Source organism: Vibrio quintilis (genome assembly GCF_024529975.1).
Classification (GTDB): Bacteria; Pseudomonadota; Gammaproteobacteria; order Enterobacterales; family Vibrionaceae; genus Vibrio; species Vibrio quintilis.
Window position 1 is genome coordinate 1 of the sequence record NZ_AP024898.1, and the last position, 16,271, is coordinate 16,271.

General features: G+C 41.4%; 10 protein-coding genes. 7 read left to right on the forward strand and 3 right to left on the reverse strand.

All coding sequences use genetic code 11. The features are described 5' to 3' along the window. The 4 genes from OC443_RS18830 (at position 1) to OC443_RS18845 (ending at position 6,439) form a co-directional block, all read left to right on the forward strand. Positions 1-1,218 (forward strand): ParA family protein, encoded by a 1,218-nt coding sequence (locus OC443_RS18830; protein WP_073579463.1) that lies wholly within the window; start codon positions 1-3, stop codon positions 1,216-1,218. A gap of 6 nt (positions 1,219-1,224) precedes the next feature. Continuing rightward, entirely contained in the window at positions 1,225-2,199 is a 975-nt protein-coding gene (locus tag OC443_RS18835; RefSeq protein ID WP_073579462.1) for a ParB/RepB/Spo0J family partition protein, read from the forward strand. Between the two features lie 147 nt (positions 2,200-2,346). Then, positions 2,347-4,437: a GNAT family N-acetyltransferase gene (locus OC443_RS18840; RefSeq protein ID WP_083601493.1), complete on the forward strand. Its 2,091-nt coding sequence runs from the start codon at positions 2,347-2,349 to the stop codon at positions 4,435-4,437. 304 nt (positions 4,438-4,741) lie between these two features. Continuing rightward, positions 4,742-6,439: a DUF342 domain-containing protein gene (locus tag OC443_RS18845; protein ID WP_073579461.1), complete on the forward strand. Its 1,698-nt coding sequence runs from the start codon at positions 4,742-4,744 to the stop codon at positions 6,437-6,439. 84 nt (positions 6,440-6,523) lie between these two features. Here the strand turns inward: OC443_RS18845 and OC443_RS18850 are convergent, their stop codons facing one another. Then, on the reverse strand, positions 6,524-7,228 hold the full coding sequence (locus tag OC443_RS18850; RefSeq protein WP_073579460.1) for a LapD/MoxY N-terminal periplasmic domain-containing protein: 705 nt from the start codon (positions 7,226-7,228) through the stop codon (positions 6,524-6,526). Between the two features lie 396 nt (positions 7,229-7,624). Between OC443_RS18850 and pdxH the strand changes: the two genes are divergently transcribed. Beyond that, positions 7,625-8,260: a pyridoxamine 5'-phosphate oxidase gene (pdxH, locus tag OC443_RS18855; RefSeq protein ID WP_073579459.1), complete on the forward strand. Its 636-nt coding sequence runs from the start codon at positions 7,625-7,627 to the stop codon at positions 8,258-8,260. A gap of 84 nt (positions 8,261-8,344) precedes the next feature. On the opposite strand, the gene OC443_RS18860 is transcribed toward pdxH, so the two are convergent. Further along, complete coding sequence (locus tag OC443_RS18860) at positions 8,345-10,189, reverse strand: SUMF1/EgtB/PvdO family nonheme iron enzyme (RefSeq protein WP_073579458.1); 1,845 nt, start codon at positions 10,187-10,189, stop codon at positions 8,345-8,347. A 159-nt stretch (positions 10,190-10,348) separates the two neighbouring features. Then, entirely contained in the window at positions 10,349-11,455 is a 1,107-nt protein-coding gene (locus OC443_RS18865; protein WP_073579457.1) for a PEGA domain-containing protein, read from the reverse strand. Positions 11,456-11,986: 531 nt separating this feature from the next. Between OC443_RS18865 and OC443_RS18870 the strand changes: the two genes are divergently transcribed. Together OC443_RS18870 and putA are read left to right on the forward strand one after the other, a co-directional pair. Continuing rightward, positions 11,987-12,793 carry an AraC family transcriptional regulator gene (locus tag OC443_RS18870; protein ID WP_073579456.1) on the forward strand — a complete coding sequence of 269 codons (807 nt, stop codon included), beginning with the start codon at positions 11,987-11,989 and terminating at the stop codon, positions 12,791-12,793. 347 nt (positions 12,794-13,140) lie between these two features. Next, positions 13,141-16,266 (forward strand): bifunctional proline dehydrogenase/L-glutamate gamma-semialdehyde dehydrogenase PutA, encoded by a 3,126-nt coding sequence (gene putA, locus OC443_RS18875; protein WP_073579455.1) that lies wholly within the window; start codon positions 13,141-13,143, stop codon positions 16,264-16,266. The last annotated feature ends 5 nt before the right edge of the window (positions 16,267-16,271 follow it).

Sequence of the window (16,271 nt, forward strand, 5' to 3'; positions counted from 1 at the left end):
ATGAAGAGAGAATTGACGATAGATAATCTCTATCAATTAGCAGAGCAAACCAAACAGGTTCAGGCAGACAGGATTGAGATTGTTCTTGAAGAGAGAAATGACGAACCATTTCCGCCTATGTCTAAAGCATTAATGGAGACGCGTTCGGGATTGACCCGAAGAAAACTGGATGAAGCCATTTCTAAAATGGAAAGTGAGGGGCATCAATTTACCAAAAATAATGCCAATCACTATTCTATTTCTTTATCTGAAGCACATATGTTGATGGACGCGGCAAATGTACCAAAGTTCCATTTACGTAAGAATAGCCATGAAAATAATCCCTGGGTCATTAATGTTCAAAATCAAAAAGGTGGAACGGGTAAGTCGATGACTGCTGTTCATCTGGCAGCTTGTTTGGCACTGAATCTGGATAAACGTTATCGTATTTGTCTGATTGACCTTGACCCTCAGGGCTCTCTTCGCCTGTTCCTCAACCCTCAGGTTAGTCTGGAGGAGAATACAAGTATTTTCTCTGCGGTTGATATTATGCTCGACAATGTTCCGGAAGAGACATCGGTCGATCGTTCATTTATCCATAAAAATGTTTTAATGGATACTCAGTATCCGAATTTAAAAACAATTTCCGCTTTTCCTGAAGATGCTATGTTTAATGCAGAGGCGTGGCAGTACTTATCTCAGAATCAGTCTTTGGATATTGTCCGGCTGTTGAAGGAAAAACTAATTGATAAAATCATTGATGATTTTGATATCATTATGATCGACACAGGGCCTCATGTGGATCCTCTGGTATGGAATGCAATGTATGCTTCAAATGCGTTATTAATTCCATGTGCTGCCAAACGGTTAGACTGGGCATCAACGGTTAACTTTTTTCAACATTTGCCCACTGTATATGAGATGTTTCCTGAAGACTGGAAAGGGCTCGAGTTCGTGCGGTTAGTTCCAACAATGTTTGAAGATGATAACAAGAAGCAGGTTTCTGTTTTAACTGAGATGAATTATTTATTAGGTGAACAAGTGATGATGGCGACCATACCCAGAAGCCGTGCATTTGAAACTTGTGCTGATACTTATAGTACCGTTTTTGATTTGACTTCAGGTGATTTTGAAGGTGGTAAAAAAACACTGGCTACAGCACAGGATGCAGTACAGAAAAGTGCTTTAGAGCTTGAGCGGGTATTACATTCAAATTGGCCATCACTAAATCAAGGGTAAGAAAAAATGGCGATCAAAACATCTGAGCTAAATGCTAAATTATTCGGAAAAGCAGATAAACGTCGGGCGACTACCCCTCAGGAAGCTCAGCATGCAGTGAAAGAAAAAGCTCAATATATTGAATTAGCTGTTGCCGGAAAAACACAGGTTACTTTTGAATTAGTGACGATTCCAGCTGAAGATGTGGCGACAAAGACTGTGGTTTTTGAGCAAAATTCACGGGAACAGGCTTTTCTGAATGAGCATGCTTTGTCAGATATTTTATCTACGCTCAGAGAAAGAGGACAGCAATATCCTGCTGTTGGGCGTAAAGCATCAGATGGTAAAATTGAAGTGCTCGATGGCAGCCGCAGGCGGATGGCTTGTATTTTAGCTGACCAACCCTTTTTGGTTTATGTTGCTGAAAATGTCAATGAGGAACATGCAAAATTTCTTTCTGATGTTGCAAACGCGCATAAGCCTTTATCTCTTTATGAGAAAGGGAAAGAAATGCTGACAAAACTGGAAAGTGGTGAAGCAGAAGATCAAAAAGCTTTGGCCAAAATGTTTCAGTGCAGTGAAGCATTAGTGAGTGGGGCATTAAAAGCGGCTGATTTACCACTCGAACTATTGCAGGCTTATCCGAATGTTGTTGAGTTAGGAAGACCTACAATTGTGAAACTTCATAAACAGTTTAGTGCTTTGGATGATTCACAAAAAACGGTATTACTTGAAAAATGTCATTCAAAAGACGGATTTGTATGGCAGCAAAGCAAGGCTCAGGGCGTGGCTCGTTTAACAAAAGACGTGACCGAAACGCTCGAAAACTGGATTGAATCATTAGCACCTCCTTCACAACAAAACGCTTCACAGAAAGTTGAGTTGATAAAAAACCGGGTGAATTATGTCCGTCAGGGCAATCGTTTGGTGCTGAATATGAAGAAAATAGACGATCCGCTAATGGATGAAATATTGGTTTTTTTGCAGGAAAAGCTTAAATAGTTGTCCATCGAACCCAATGCAATGCGTTGGGTTTTTTCTTTTCTCATTGATCAGCCTTCCTTCCTGAACATCATTATCTGGTTTTTATCGCAAACCTGGCTCAGCATTTCATCAGACTCTGACAAATTCGCACGGACATGTTAGTTTATGCGAATAGTCACGGTTCATCATGGTGAGCTGTTATTGCATCCTATTTTAAGTACCAACCATATGTCTGAATTTAGCCAATATATTTCTGAGTTAAACACTCTTCTTTTGAATACGAAGCAGAGAGCCGGGTTAGTGTTACGTGGCCAGCCCGGGTGGATCGATACCCGACTGCAAGACATTATTCTTTGTTATAGTGGAAAGCGCTGTTTGCAATTAGGTGGGACTGCACGAAATGATATTGATCAAATCGATATTGTAAAAGGGCGACATTTTTTAGGTCAGGAGTGTTACTTATTGATTGTTGATTTATCAGAAGGTGTTGATGCAGATAATTTAAACGCACTTCTTGGAACACTGGCTGGCGGTGGCATATTAGTTTTCATCCATCCGTTGACTCATCAAACGCAGGATCTTGCATCTCAATGGCTGTCCAGAGCACTGGATGAGTTGTTCGTGATTATCCAGAATGAAGCGTTACCAAACTTGCCAGACTTACCAAAACAAGAAGAAAAAGATGTATATCAGCAACAGAAAGATATGATTAAACAAATCATTCATGTGAGTGAGGGGCACAGTAAAAGACCACTCGTTATCACTGCTGACCGGGGGCGGGGGAAAAGTAGTGCGTTGGGAATTGCAGCGGCCGAATTGATGCAGCGCAGGATGAAAATCAAAATTGTAATTACCGCACCATCTCCACAGGCGGTGAAAGTTATTTTTAATCATGCACAGCGTCTTCTCGATACTGGTAGCTATGGCCAGTTGACTAAAAAAGTATGCCGGGAGCAGGCTGAACTCATTTATATACCGCCGGATGAACTTTTGAGAACGGCTCCTCAGATTGATTTGTTATTAGTTGATGAGGCATCCGCAATTCCTGTTCCCGTTCTGCAGCAGCTAACCCGGACTTATAATCGTATCGTTTTTTCAACAACTATTCATGGTTATGAAGGCTGTGGTCGTGGGTTTACTTTAAAGTTTCTTAACTGGTTGAAAGATTTTCGCCCTCAGTTTCGTCACTGTCACTTATCTCAACCCATTCGCTGGGCTGATGGTGACAGACTTGAAAAATGGCAGTTTCGGACTTTTTTGCTGGATGCTGATTTACCAGAGATCACAAGTGAGATTGACATTGAAGAGATTCAATATCGATATGTGAAGAAAGAAGTATTGTTTTCTTCTGTAGCTTTTTTTGCGAAAATTTTTGCTTTACTTACGCAGGCTCACTATCAGACTTCCCCGAATGATATGATGAGAATCCTTTCTGATGATCGAATTTCACTTTTTATTGCTGAGGTTGATGGTATTTGCTTAGGATGTGTTTTGACGGTCAATGAAGGTGAGTTGACCTCATCTGCTGTTGAGAATATCAGGCAGGGAATACACCGTCCTAAAGGCCATCTTGTTCCTGTAACACTGATGAATCAGTTAGGCCTTGTTGAATCCGGAAAAGAGACATGTTGCAGAATTATGCGAATTGTTATTCATCCTCAGTTACAAAGACAGGGCTTGGGCAGGCGTATATTGAACCACTGTATTTCGCAATCTGACAGTGATTACGTTGCAACTAGTTTTGGTGCTTCAGATGAGCTGTTACGCTTCTGGATACAGCAGAAATTTATTCCGGTTAAACTAGGTTCGCGGCGGGATCAAAGTAGTGGTTGTTATTCAGTATTAATGATTCAGCAATGTCCTAAAAATTGGTTTCCAATGGCGAGAACTCAGTTTTCCTACTATTTTCTGCATACACTTCATTCAGAATTCTGCCAGTTAGAACCATCCGTTGTTCGGCTTTTGCTCTCTGTATCGGTTGCAATTCCTATGGATGGCGTACCTTTTTCATTATTGGAAAATTATGCCCGGGGAGGGGCTAATTATGAAAGTGTCGCTGTTTGGATTCGTGCTCTGATTGGCGCATATCCATATTTGTCATCTTCTTTGGTAAGTGATTTAATGATTATGAAAATCCTGCAGAATCGTTCCTGGTCTGATGTCGCTGCTGTCACGTGTTTGCCTGGAAGAAAAACGATTGAGTCTTATCTCAGGGAGCATACAAAGAGATTAATATTGAATTTACAATGTAAATAGAGATCTTGTCCTGTTTATCATTTACAGTGTAAATTTGCATGATATATATTTTACAGTGTTATTGATGTTGTAATAATATATATTTTAGATATATAAACTGACAGTTCTTTATATTTGTTGTTGCATATGTAACAGTTTTTAGGACTGAATGGATATATAATGCAGAGTTCTTTATCCACATTCGTGATAGCCATGAATAAAAGTATAAACTGGCTATTGTTTAGTATGTTAATACTTTTTTTGTGGATGTGAAGAATGAGAGTTTTGGTTTGAGTTGGTTAGGATGTCATTGGGGTAATGATGTATGTGGGGTCAGATTTTATCGATGACTCATGATGGTAATTCTGTGATTGCAAGGCTTGAAGATTCTGATAGCCTCGAAAGAAAACTATCAAAGACGGGAATTAGTGAAGCGCTGGAAGCACTGGGTGCATCTTCATTTTATCTCGATAATGAGACATTGGAGAGTTTTATCAACTTTGCGAATGAAGGCAAGGGGGAGGCTTTTCAAGGCTTGTGTATTGCTGAAAAGAAAAACGCGAGTGTTACTGTTGAGGTCGAAGATGATGGCATGATTGCAAACATGGTCGTCATTGGGGCTTATTGCGGCCGTGGACTGAGAGGAAGTGAAATTGTTCAGGCATTGGCTGATGCTCGTGTGACGAAAGGCATTAATAAGATTGCTTTAAAGAAAGTACTTGTCATGAGCAGAAATCTTTCAGCGGGAGAAGAATTTATTCAGCCTGTCGCACAGGGAAAGCCTGCTGTTGATGGCGCCGATGAAAAATTTATGCCGCTAGTTGAAGATGTGACAAAACGGGTTTTAGCACCTCAGCGTAAGTCTGATTCGAGTAAGCTGGATATGCGAAACCTTGGCGAAACAATTACTGTCGGTGAAGGTGATGAAGTGATGCGCCGGGTTCCTGCAACAAAAGGTATTCCGGGATATACCGTATTGGGCAAGGAAATAGCTTCTAAACCTGGTAGTAACTCAGTATTGAAATCGGGTAAAGGAACGGAAATTTCAATGAAAGATCCGAATCTTTTACTTGCCAGTACCTCAGGTCTGCCGATTATCAAGGAAAAATCGGTAGATATTGATAATGCCCTTTGTATGCAAAGTGTGAGTGTTGGTACGGGTCATGTGAAATTTAAAGGATCACTGGTTGTGACCGGAAATATTGATCCGGGAATGATTGTGCGTGCGACTGGATCAATCACCGTTGCCGGGTTTATAGAATCCGCCGATGTTCAGGCTCAGGGCGATATTCTTGTTGGGAAAGGAATCATTGGTCATACGACAGCTTCAGATGATGAAACAAAGACCTGTATCGTGAAATCCGGTAGTACGATTAAAGCGAATTATGCGCAAAATGCTGAACTACAGGCTCAGGCTGATATTCATCTGGCACTTTATAGTATTGGTAATAACATTCGTTGTGGACATGAGTTAGTTGTACTTGATAGTAAGGAATCACAAGGTACTTTAAGTGGTGGTATTGCCAGAGTTGGTAATGCCGTTGTGTGTTACAACCTTGGTGTAGAAGGTGATACACCGACGCTAGTTGAAGCTTTTGCTTCATATGCCAGTTACCGGGAAAAACTAAATCAGAAGAAGAATGCTTATAGTAAAGCTCAGGAAGAAACGATGAATGCTGTACGTCGTGAGCTCGATTTTAACAAGAAACCGAAACATGACCGCAATGAAACGGAAGCTGCTGAAATTGCCGGGTTAAAACAAAAAACAGAAGAGAAAATGAGTAAGGCGAAAGAGGCTGTAGAACGTTTTACTGAGGAGTTTGATGCTCTGCTTGATTTGAATACCGTTACTGCAAAAAATAAAGTATTTGGTCACGTAACAGTTTGTTTTGGTGATGAAAAAATCATGACCAAACGCGCTCATGGTGCCAGTGTTTTTTCTTTTAATAAATATAATATTAAATGTACTTCATTGTTTAACGAAGATGATTTAGCCCCGCAAGTCGTTTCTGAATCAGGTTAATGAACCAGCCTTGATAGTTTTTATCAGGGCTGGTTATTATCTGCTTACCGTTTATTACTTTTCTCTTTGCCTGCTTCTGTCTCTTCATTGATTATCAGCTTTTCTTTCTTGAGTAATCATTACTCTTTCAACTTTTGAAGACATTTGATTCAGGTTTTCAATCACAGAACTTAAATCACTGGTTGATGATTTTGGCAAATCTGTTCCATGGAACTGTCCACGGCTTATCTGAGATATTTTCATGGAAATAGCGTGTAATGGCCTTAAAGCATGCCTGATGATTAAAAGAGTGAACACTAAGCCTAGTATAAAAATACAGATGAAAACAATGACAATACGAATGAGGGCATTCCAAAGTGAATTATAGGCTTCATTTGGTGAAGATATAATATCTATCTCGGCCAAAACCGTCTTATTCAATATCAGTGTTTTTTTCTGACTGATGGGTTGAAATAATCCCGAGTGAGAAAACCATACAGGAGCTTTGTCAGGTTGAATATGATAGCTATGTTCTATCGGTGGCTGATTATGACCGAACTTCAGCTTGATTGTTGAATAAGTATTTCCGTCAAGTAATGTTTTTAACACAGACTCGACTGCAGTATAGTTTTTATCACTCAGGTAAGGCGTTAAAGCCAGACTCAGGGCATTCATTGTGTTCGTGACTTCTGATTGTTGGCGATATTCGAGATGATAACGTGTCATTTCAAATTCAATAATGGAGACAGAACTGAGCAATAGAATAAATAAGGCCGTCATCCCGGTTACTATTTGTTTGTATAAAGTCATAGTCGCTCACCATGTATCAACATTTTTCTCTGATATGATTTGAACTTTCATACATCATTAAGTATATACCCAAGCAACCTGAAGATGCAGAAATGCGCCTTTCAGCTCACGCCCTGCGGGTGAGTTTGTCAGGCTCTGATACAGCGTAACTGATTTTCAACGCAGAATGGCTATGTCTTCAAATCAGTGCCTTGTCTCAGAGCCTGACAAATCTCACTGAAACCTGCATCTTCAGGTTGTTTGGGTATATATCTTGTGCATTATATGAGATGAGTTTATCTGTCATGGTTTGGATGACAGTCGTTTGTTCTGGTTTTGTATGCAGTTAAACATTACGCTTGAGTTCTTTATATGAAAGGCGCAAAATCACGAAAAAATCAGGAGTGGATATTGAATATGGAACTCTCAGATATTCGTCGGGAATATATTCAGGGTGGTTTAAGAAGAAAGGATTTAAACGAAAACCCGTTTGGACAGTTTGATTTTTGGCTCAAACAGGCAATTCATGCCAATTTATCCGATCCAACGGCGATGACGATTGCGACAGTTGATCAGGATGGGCAACCGTTTCAGCGGATAGTACTGCTAAAAAGCTCAGGTGAAGATGGTTTTGTGTTCTATACAAATCTGGGAAGCCGGAAGGCAGAGCATATTCAGCATAACAATAAAGTCAGCGTTCATTTCCCCTGGCATATGCTTGAGCGTCAGGTACATATTATCGGACGAGCAGAAAAACTATCGGCAATGGAGAACTTTAAATATTTTGCTTCACGTCCTAAAGATAGTCAGATTGCTGCGATAGCCAGCCATCAAAGTAGCCGGATTTCTGCCCGTGGTATTCTTGAAGCAAAGTTTTTAGAACTGAAGCAGAAGTTCGCACAAGGCGAAGTACCTGTCCCTAACTTCTGGGGGGGATATAGAATTATTCCGGAAAGTTTTGAGTTTTGGCAGGGGGGAGAGCATCGTTTGCACGATCGTTTTTTGTATACGAAAAACGGTAATGAATGGGTTGTTGAGCGGCTTGCACCCTGATTTCAGTGTCGTATTGTCACCTGTAAAAAAAGGAAAGAGTTGAGCTCTTTCCTTTTTTGATTGATGTTTGATGTAGCCGCTAATCTAATATTCTTTAATTTCACGAACAATACGGAAACCAATGTAATTTGCAGCGGTTGATGGAGAAGTGAACAAGCGGCTGAACGATGTCGAATTTTGTGGTGAAAAGCTCCAGGCTCCTCCTTTTGCGATGCCCTGAGGATCACTGGTCCACTCCCAAACATTTCCAACCACATCGTATAAGCCTAAAGGATTCGGAGAAAATGATTTCACCGGCGATGTACTCTTATTGGACCAATAAGTTCCTCCCCAGCCAGTGTTTGCCCGGCCTGATTCAAACTTATTTCCCCACCAGTAATCGGTCTGAGTTCCTGCTCTTGCTGCAATTTCCCATTCGTCTTCGGTTGGCAGGCGGTAGGTGAAACCTGTTTCCTTAGATAACCAGCGTGTAAATGCTTTTGCATCATTAACACTGACACATACAACCGGTGATTCAGATGACTGTTTAAAGCCCGGATTTCTCCAGTAATGTCCTGATTGAGGCGCCATCTGGTTATTTATCATTGCCGTACATGTCTTCATTAATTCAGCATCTGACTGATAATTTGTTTTCTTAACAAAGACTTTGAACATCTCAACTGTCACAGGAGTCAATGAAATTGCGAAAGCATGATCAAGGATAACCTGAGATGATGCATATTCTCCAATGAAAAATTTACCGGGAGTAATTGTGATCAATTCAGGCCCGCTTACCTTATTGGATAGTGAATCTGCAAATCTGAATCCGGTTTTCAGCTGATTCCGTTCTTCCTGTAAGACGGCTCTGACTGAAGAATCCGAGCTTAGCTTAACCGAGCTGTGGTATGGAATATATCCATCCTTTGTGACGCTGATCTGATGTAATCCTTCCTGGAGCGTCAGAGACAACGGCGTATGCCCATAAGAAATACCATCAATGGTGACCTGATCATCATAAATGTTCGAGCGGATGTTCAAATTAAACCAGGCAATTTCTTTTTGTTGATTGTTATCGGATTTGAAAAGACAGTACTGTTTTCCAATATCCAGCAACTGGCATACAGTTACATTTGACGGTCTGGCTTCTAGCTGTGCTTCAATAATCGTTTTGTAACGGCTCGCATTATTAAATCCGGTTTGTAGTATTTGATGCTTGAGTACATGAACATTTAAAGCTGCATGTGGTGCGTTTTTTTGAACCGTTTTATTTTCTGTGGTTTGATGAAGTAAGGATGTTTTGAATTGTTTCACCGCTTTCTGCAAAGCCAGCTTGGTTGTTTGTGCTTCACACTGGCGAATCGTCATTGATGGATTACACCGGTTTGTGAAACTGACCTTTTGAGTACCGACTAAAGATAGCTCATTTTTTAATCGTTTCGCTCTTGCTCTCAGCCGGGTCTGTTTCAGGTCTGAAATATTCTTTTTTATCAGAATGGCAGTTGTTTTTTGATCTTTTAATAAACCTTCCTGCTCTTCGAGCGTTTTCTCTAACTCATAGCGGGTTTTCTGGTTCTGTTTATGATTTGACCAGGCGTTTTGATAAGCGGTCTGAAATTTTGTAATATCCAGTTTTGGATTTGTTATCATCTGCTGGTAGGCATTTTCCAGCTGTTGCTTTGTTTTGTGTAAAACTTTATCGATTTCGCGGGCCTGTTTTGTCAACCGGTCAAGCTCTGAATGCTGATTAGATACTTTCAGCTGTTGGTCTCTGAGGATTTTTTCTGCGTTTTCCAGTTCGGTATTTTTACTGAAAATTGCATCATCGATATCCATCACTGAGTCAGGATTTTCTTTAACGTTGGAAGGTACTTTTTCTTCAGCATAAGCATGAGCCGAAAGGGCAATACTCAGTGAAAAAGTCAGTAATAAAGCCTTAAGTCCTTGTCGCATTCTTCTATACTTCAATCTTTTGGATTATCGAGTTGTCTGACCATTGTAAACGAAAACGCCATTTGGTCGTAAGTCATATAATATTAACTTACAGACAAAATGGCGTTATAACCACACCTTTGTGAACTTTGGCCAGAAATAATCACCTTTATCAGGTGGTTAACTTTCTTTGTTTGGACGAAGTTTCACCCACACCGTGTCATTTCCATTAATAGTTATAACCTGGTTGTATGTTTCATATCCGTCTTTAGATACAGTAAACTGATGACGACCATGAGGAAGTACAATTTCAACTGGTGTACTTCCATAGCTGACACCATCGACTTTTACTGAATCCTGAAACTGATCCGAACGAATGGTTACATTGGCCCACTGTTTATCTTTTCTTGGCGTATAGGTTTTCTTGCCCTGTAAACAATACCGAGTCGATACCCCAAGCAGTTTACACCCGGCAGTGACTTCTGGTCTTGCCTGTAACTGGGCTTTGATTTGTGTGTAGTAATCGTTATTGCCCTGGAAACCTCTGGATAAAATCTGGCTGTCTTTGACTGAAATATTCAGCTCAACATTTTTCAGATTTTGCTTCGCTAAAATCGATTCAGTCAGGCTATCAATGATACGATCATGAAATGTAGCGACCGCTTTTTGTTTAGTCAGATAAATTCCCTGACTGGAGCATTCACCCAAAGTCATCGTTGTTGAACAGGTGGTTTTATAATGTGTTTCTAAAACCTCTGTTTCCAGGAGCTCTGAATTAATGCGCTTAATTCGTGCCTGAACTTTTGCTTCTTTGAGGTTATCGTATTCATTTTTCAGACGGGCAACTTTTTGCTTCATCTGCGACAGACGCATCTGGGTTTCTGTCATCGCCTGGTCATTATCAAGGCTGTCTGACTGGTTCTTTTTCAACTCAGCCCACACAGATTGATACTTTTTCTGAAATGTAACTAAATCTGTATCGGGATCTTCAAGAAGACGACTATATTGTTTGTCCAGATCAGACTTTGCTCTGTTTCTTTTCGTTTCGAGTGCATCTCCTTCGCGTTTCAGACGTTCATGCTCATTCTTCATTTGCTGAAGCTTCGCAACTTCATCATCGTATTCTGACGATGTTGTTTTTATTTCGTCTTGCTTGATATTCAATTTTGTTTCAATAGTCGTAACAGGATCTTCCTGCGAGACATTGGGTTCATCAGCATATACAAATGCTGAGCTCAATAATGGGCAGAGCGCGAACAAGAGCGCTGGAATGTGACGTACTATCATAGGTCCCTGCAACAATTAAGTAATTAAGCCACAGCCACTCTGTGGAGAAAGTAAGAATTGACAGTTTTTTTACAAAGTAACTATCTCATAATTCTGAGTATATTAGAGCCATGAATTGTACAAAATGCAACTTAGGTCTCTGATTTTGTATATTTTACAATATGCAACTTCCATTTTGGGCCTTATAAGAAAATATGCAAGTTTTTAGCAGGAATCTCAGAACTCTTTTTATTCCGGATAACACTGCCCGTAATTCATGGCCGTTTTAGTATTGTTCCACAGTCATGCTAATTGATATTGTTGTTAATTGTAAGGGGCTTTGATAACAATCTTCATTCATTATGGATTGAAATTGATCCGGGACTGATTTCAGCGTAGCTTAATACGTCAGGATAAGAGGTTGTTGTTTCTTAAGTATTTTACAGGAGTGGCAGGTCTGAATTGTAGATAAATTACAATTCTTTACTTAATATTTGCCCGGGTGAAAGCTATTTTTCCGGCGGGAAGTGTGGGTTATTACGGAGGTTGCGGATGTCAGGACAGAGATTATCAATCATTGAAAGCAGACCAAAACCTGCTGAAGTGCTGACATTACCTTCGGATATGCATTGTCACGATCACGGTTATGCTCAGATAGTCATTGGTTTGAAAGGGCAAAGTGAATTTGAAATCAGCGGTTATGGAAACCGGGTCGGGCCAGGCCAGGGGTGTATTGTTTCTTCGGGTGTCAATCATGCTTTTGGCGGACTAAGCGGACAAACAGATGTCCTGGTATTAAATCTGCCGGCACCATCTGACAATCATCCGGTTGTACTCCAATACCTCTATGAGCTGTCTCATTCGGATGTGTACTTTCACATTGATGGACATCTGAACCAAATTATCCGTTTGTTATCGCAGGAAATGATGTCATTTCCTGACGACGCGCTGTTAAGTAAAGCTTGTCACGATACATTAGTCATGATGTTGTTCCGGCATATTTCAGGTCATCTCTCCAAATTACAGGACTCGCGCTTTGATCTGACAGCCATTGACAGGTATATCGAAAATAATATTGCGCGTCGTATCACAATTACCCAACTGGCAGGGAGTGTTTTTCTGGGAGAAAGTCAGTTTCATTCCCGTTTTAAAGCTCAGCTTGGGATCACGCCGCATCAATATATTCTGCAAAAGAGAATTGAAGCGGCAAAGGTATTGATTGAGCAAGGTGGCTATAGCCTGGGTCAGGTTGCTGAACTTACAGGGTTTTCTGGTCAGAGTACATTTTCACATGTATTTGCGCGCTTGCAGGGTATATCACCCTCGGTTTATAAGAAGCGTTTCCATTCTGCAGATTAAAGACTGTTTCTTCTTCATTCTATACCCAAGCAACCTGAACCCTGCATCTTCAGGTTGTTTGGGTATACTTCATTACTTTGGCGTCAGCTTTTTGTCGCCGAATCGTTCTCTCTCCATATCTGCTTCATGGAGAACTTTCTGGTTTTCTTCCGATTCCTGTTCATCATACTTGATTCAATAACGTAACTCTGGTGAAAACTATTTATAATGATTGTGTTTGTATTTTGTTAACAAATGGATTTTTCAGCAAAATATCCGGATTTTTTGACAAGTAATATTTCTCCACTCAGAATACACTGCCAGCTATTGTTGATAATCAGCTACAGGAAGAGGTTAGAGGAATACATATGTTTATTGCAATGGATGTATTAAGACCTGAGTTTATTGAGCAGTCAGCTGATAAACTTTGGTCGCTGATTTCCCCATTGTATATGGTGGATGAATCACAATGGCTTGAGCAACTTTTACCCCTCGCGACACCAACTGAGAATGAAAAACAGGAAATTACGCAAAAAACAACTGAACTCATAGAAGCGATTCGTGCTGATAAAAAATCTGTTCAGATGATTGATGCATTGCTGCTGGAGTACAGTCTTGATACGCAGGAAGGCATTCTTTTGATGTGTCTGGCTGAAGCCTTAATGCGGATTCCGGACACGTTGACGGCAGATGCTTTTATCCGGGACAGGCTGAGTGTCGCTGACTGGAAATCTCATCTGGCCAGCTCTGATTCTGTGTTTGTGAATGCGTCAACCTGGGGATTGATGATTACCGGAAAAGTGATTGGTATATCTGATATTGAAAGTACTCATCCCGTCAATGCAGTGAACCGGTTAATTAAAAAATTCTCAGAACCCGTGATTCGTCAGGTGATGAATCAGGCAATGAAAATTATGGGTCATCAGTTTGTTCTGGGTCAGACGATGCAGGAAGCGCATGAAAACGGCCTTCCGATGCGTGAGAAAGGATACACCTACTCATTTGATATGTTGGGTGAAGCGGCACTGACCACGACTGATGCAGATAAATATTTCCATGATTATCTGTCTGCTGTTGAATCTGTCGGGGGGAAACCTCATTCTGCTGATCCGAAGCTGGCGCCATCATTATCGATTAAATTATCTGCACTTCATCCCAGATATGAAGCTGCAAACCATGACAGGGTCATGACTGAGTTATATCAGTCATTAATTCGCCTGATCAAACGGGCAAGAGAACTTGATATCGGGATAACGATTGATGCAGAAGAAATGGATCGGCTCGAATTATCTCTGCAGTTATTTGCCAGGTTGTATCATAGTGCGGAAGCAAAAGGCTGGGGAAAACTGGGGCTGGTTGTACAGGCTTATTCTAAGCGGGCCTTGCCGGTATTGACCTGGCTGGCGGGTTTATCTGCGGAGCAAGGAGACCTGATTCCGGTCCGCCTGGTAAAAGGGGCTTATTGGGACAGTGAAATTAAATTGTCTCAGCAACGCGGTTTTTCTGATTATCCGGTGTATACCAGAAAAGAGTCATCAGATGTTTCTTATCTGGCATGCGCCCGTTTTTTATTGAGTGAACATATCAGAGGACGCTTATTTCCTCAGTTTGCCAGCCACAATGCCCAGACCGTGACCGCAGTTGCTGTGATGGCTTCTCACGAAGATTTTGAATTTCAGCGGTTACATGGCATGGGAGACGGGCTTTTCCACTATGCGATGCAGATGTACCGACAGGCTGTCCGGATCTATGCACCTGTCGGAAATCATAAAGATTTACTGCCATATCTTGTCCGGCGTTTATTGGAAAATGGCGCAAACAGTTCTTTTGTACATCGTCTGGTTGATGCCCGCTGTCCGGTCAGTGCGTTGACGGAACATCCGGTTGAAACATTACAACGCCACGAAATTTTCAGAAATACTGAAATTGCATTACCCCCCGAAATTTATGCTAACCGACTGAATTCTCATGGAATTAATATTGATATTGAAAGTGAACTGCGGCCTTTTCAGTTAAAGGTCAATCCATGGATGAAGTTCCGCTGGACTGCTGCTCCGGTGATCAATGGCATTAATTTGTTCGAAAGCATGATCAAGGCGGGTGAACCGGTCGAAAAGATGATGACACCTTATGATCGGACAATTGAAGCCGGACAAATGATCATGGCGTCAGAGGAACAGGTGGAACAAGCTGTTCAGATTGCCGCTGAAGCTTATCCTTCCTGGTGCGAAGCCAGTTATGATTTCCGGTCTGAGAAACTCGTTCAGTTTGCCAGGATCCTGGAAGAGAATTTTGCAGAACTGGTCGCGTTATGCCATCTCGAAGCTGGTAAGACCATTCATGATTGTATCGATGAAGTTCGTGAAGCCGTTGACTTTTGCCGATACTATGCCATCCGGATTCACACCATGGCACCTAAAGATATTCCGGGTTTTGATTTGGTGACGCGTCGTATCACGCTGGAAGGGCGTGGTGTGTTTGTGTGTATTAGTCCCTGGAACTTTCCGCTGGCTATTTTTATCGGACAAATTACCGCAGCACTGGTTACCGGCAATACGGTGATTGCAAAACCGGCAGAGCAAACGTCTCTGATTGCTGCCCGTGCGGTTGAGATGATGCTGGAAGCTGGTTTTCCTGCTGGCGTTATTCAGTTATTACCGGGAAAAGGCGCCGATATTGGTATGGCTTTAACCCGTCACCCATTAGTTGCCGGTGTAGCATTTACCGGATCGACGGCAACGGCTCAGAGCATCAACCAGACATTGTCAGAACGCGATGTGGCACCTGTTCCACTGATTGCTGAAACCGGCGGAATGAATGCGATGATTGTTGATAGTACCGCTTTACCTGAACAGGTTGTCCGGGATGTGATGCGTTCGGCATTTGCTTCTGCCGGTCAGCGTTGCTCCGCATTAAGAGTTCTGTATGTTCAGGATGAGATTGCTGACAGAATTATTACTTTAATCCGGGGAGCAATGGCGGAGTTATCTGTTGGGAATCCTTGTCTGCATTCCACAGATGTGGGGCCGGTGATAGATCTGCATGCAAGAGAAAAACTATTTGCCCATATTGAGCAGATGAAAAAAACACAGTCATTGATTAAACAGGTATCGTTACCTGATGAATGTGAAAAGGGATACTTTGTTCCGCCGTCAGCATTTGAGATTGATAGTATCAGTGCATTAGAGGAAGAAACATTTGGTCCGGTACTTCATGTTGTACGTTATAAAGCGAGTCAGTTAAAAGAGGTGATCGAAGATATTAATCATACCGGCTATGGTCTGACGATGGGAATTCATTCCAGAAATGAAACAACTTACCGCTGGATTGAAAAACACGCCTGTATCGGAAACTGTTATATCAACAGAGATCAGGTGGGTGCCGTTGTCGGTGTTCAGCCATTTGGTGGACAAGGTCTTTCAGGAACCGGTCCAAAAGCTGGTGGTCCGTATTATTTACACCGTTTTATGAAGACTCGTTTTAGTCAGATATAAACAGG

What these genes read in the sequence shown, in the direction of transcription:
- pdxH (WP_073579459.1), top strand. Translation starts at nt 7,625, where the DNA reads ATGGAACTCTCAGATATTCGTCGGGAATATATTCAGGGTGGTTTAAGA.
- OC443_RS18850 (WP_073579460.1), bottom strand. Translation starts at nt 7,228, where the DNA reads ATGACTTTATACAAACAAATAGTAACCGGGATGACGGCCTTATTTATT.
- OC443_RS18865 (WP_073579457.1), bottom strand. Translation starts at nt 11,455, where the DNA reads ATGATAGTACGTCACATTCCAGCGCTCTTGTTCGCGCTCTGCCCATTA.
- OC443_RS18860 (WP_073579458.1), bottom strand. Translation starts at nt 10,189, where the DNA reads ATGCGACAAGGACTTAAGGCTTTATTACTGACTTTTTCACTGAGTATT.
- putA (WP_073579455.1), top strand. Translation starts at nt 13,141, where the DNA reads ATGTTTATTGCAATGGATGTATTAAGACCTGAGTTTATTGAGCAGTCA.
- OC443_RS18870 (WP_073579456.1), top strand. Translation starts at nt 11,987, where the DNA reads ATGTCAGGACAGAGATTATCAATCATTGAAAGCAGACCAAAACCTGCT.
- OC443_RS18840 (WP_083601493.1), top strand. Translation starts at nt 2,347, where the DNA reads ATGCGAATAGTCACGGTTCATCATGGTGAGCTGTTATTGCATCCTATT.
- OC443_RS18830 (WP_073579463.1), top strand. Translation starts at nt 1, where the DNA reads ATGAAGAGAGAATTGACGATAGATAATCTCTATCAATTAGCAGAGCAA.
- OC443_RS18845 (WP_073579461.1), top strand. Translation starts at nt 4,742, where the DNA reads ATGTGGGGTCAGATTTTATCGATGACTCATGATGGTAATTCTGTGATT.
- OC443_RS18835 (WP_073579462.1), top strand. Translation starts at nt 1,225, where the DNA reads ATGGCGATCAAAACATCTGAGCTAAATGCTAAATTATTCGGAAAAGCA.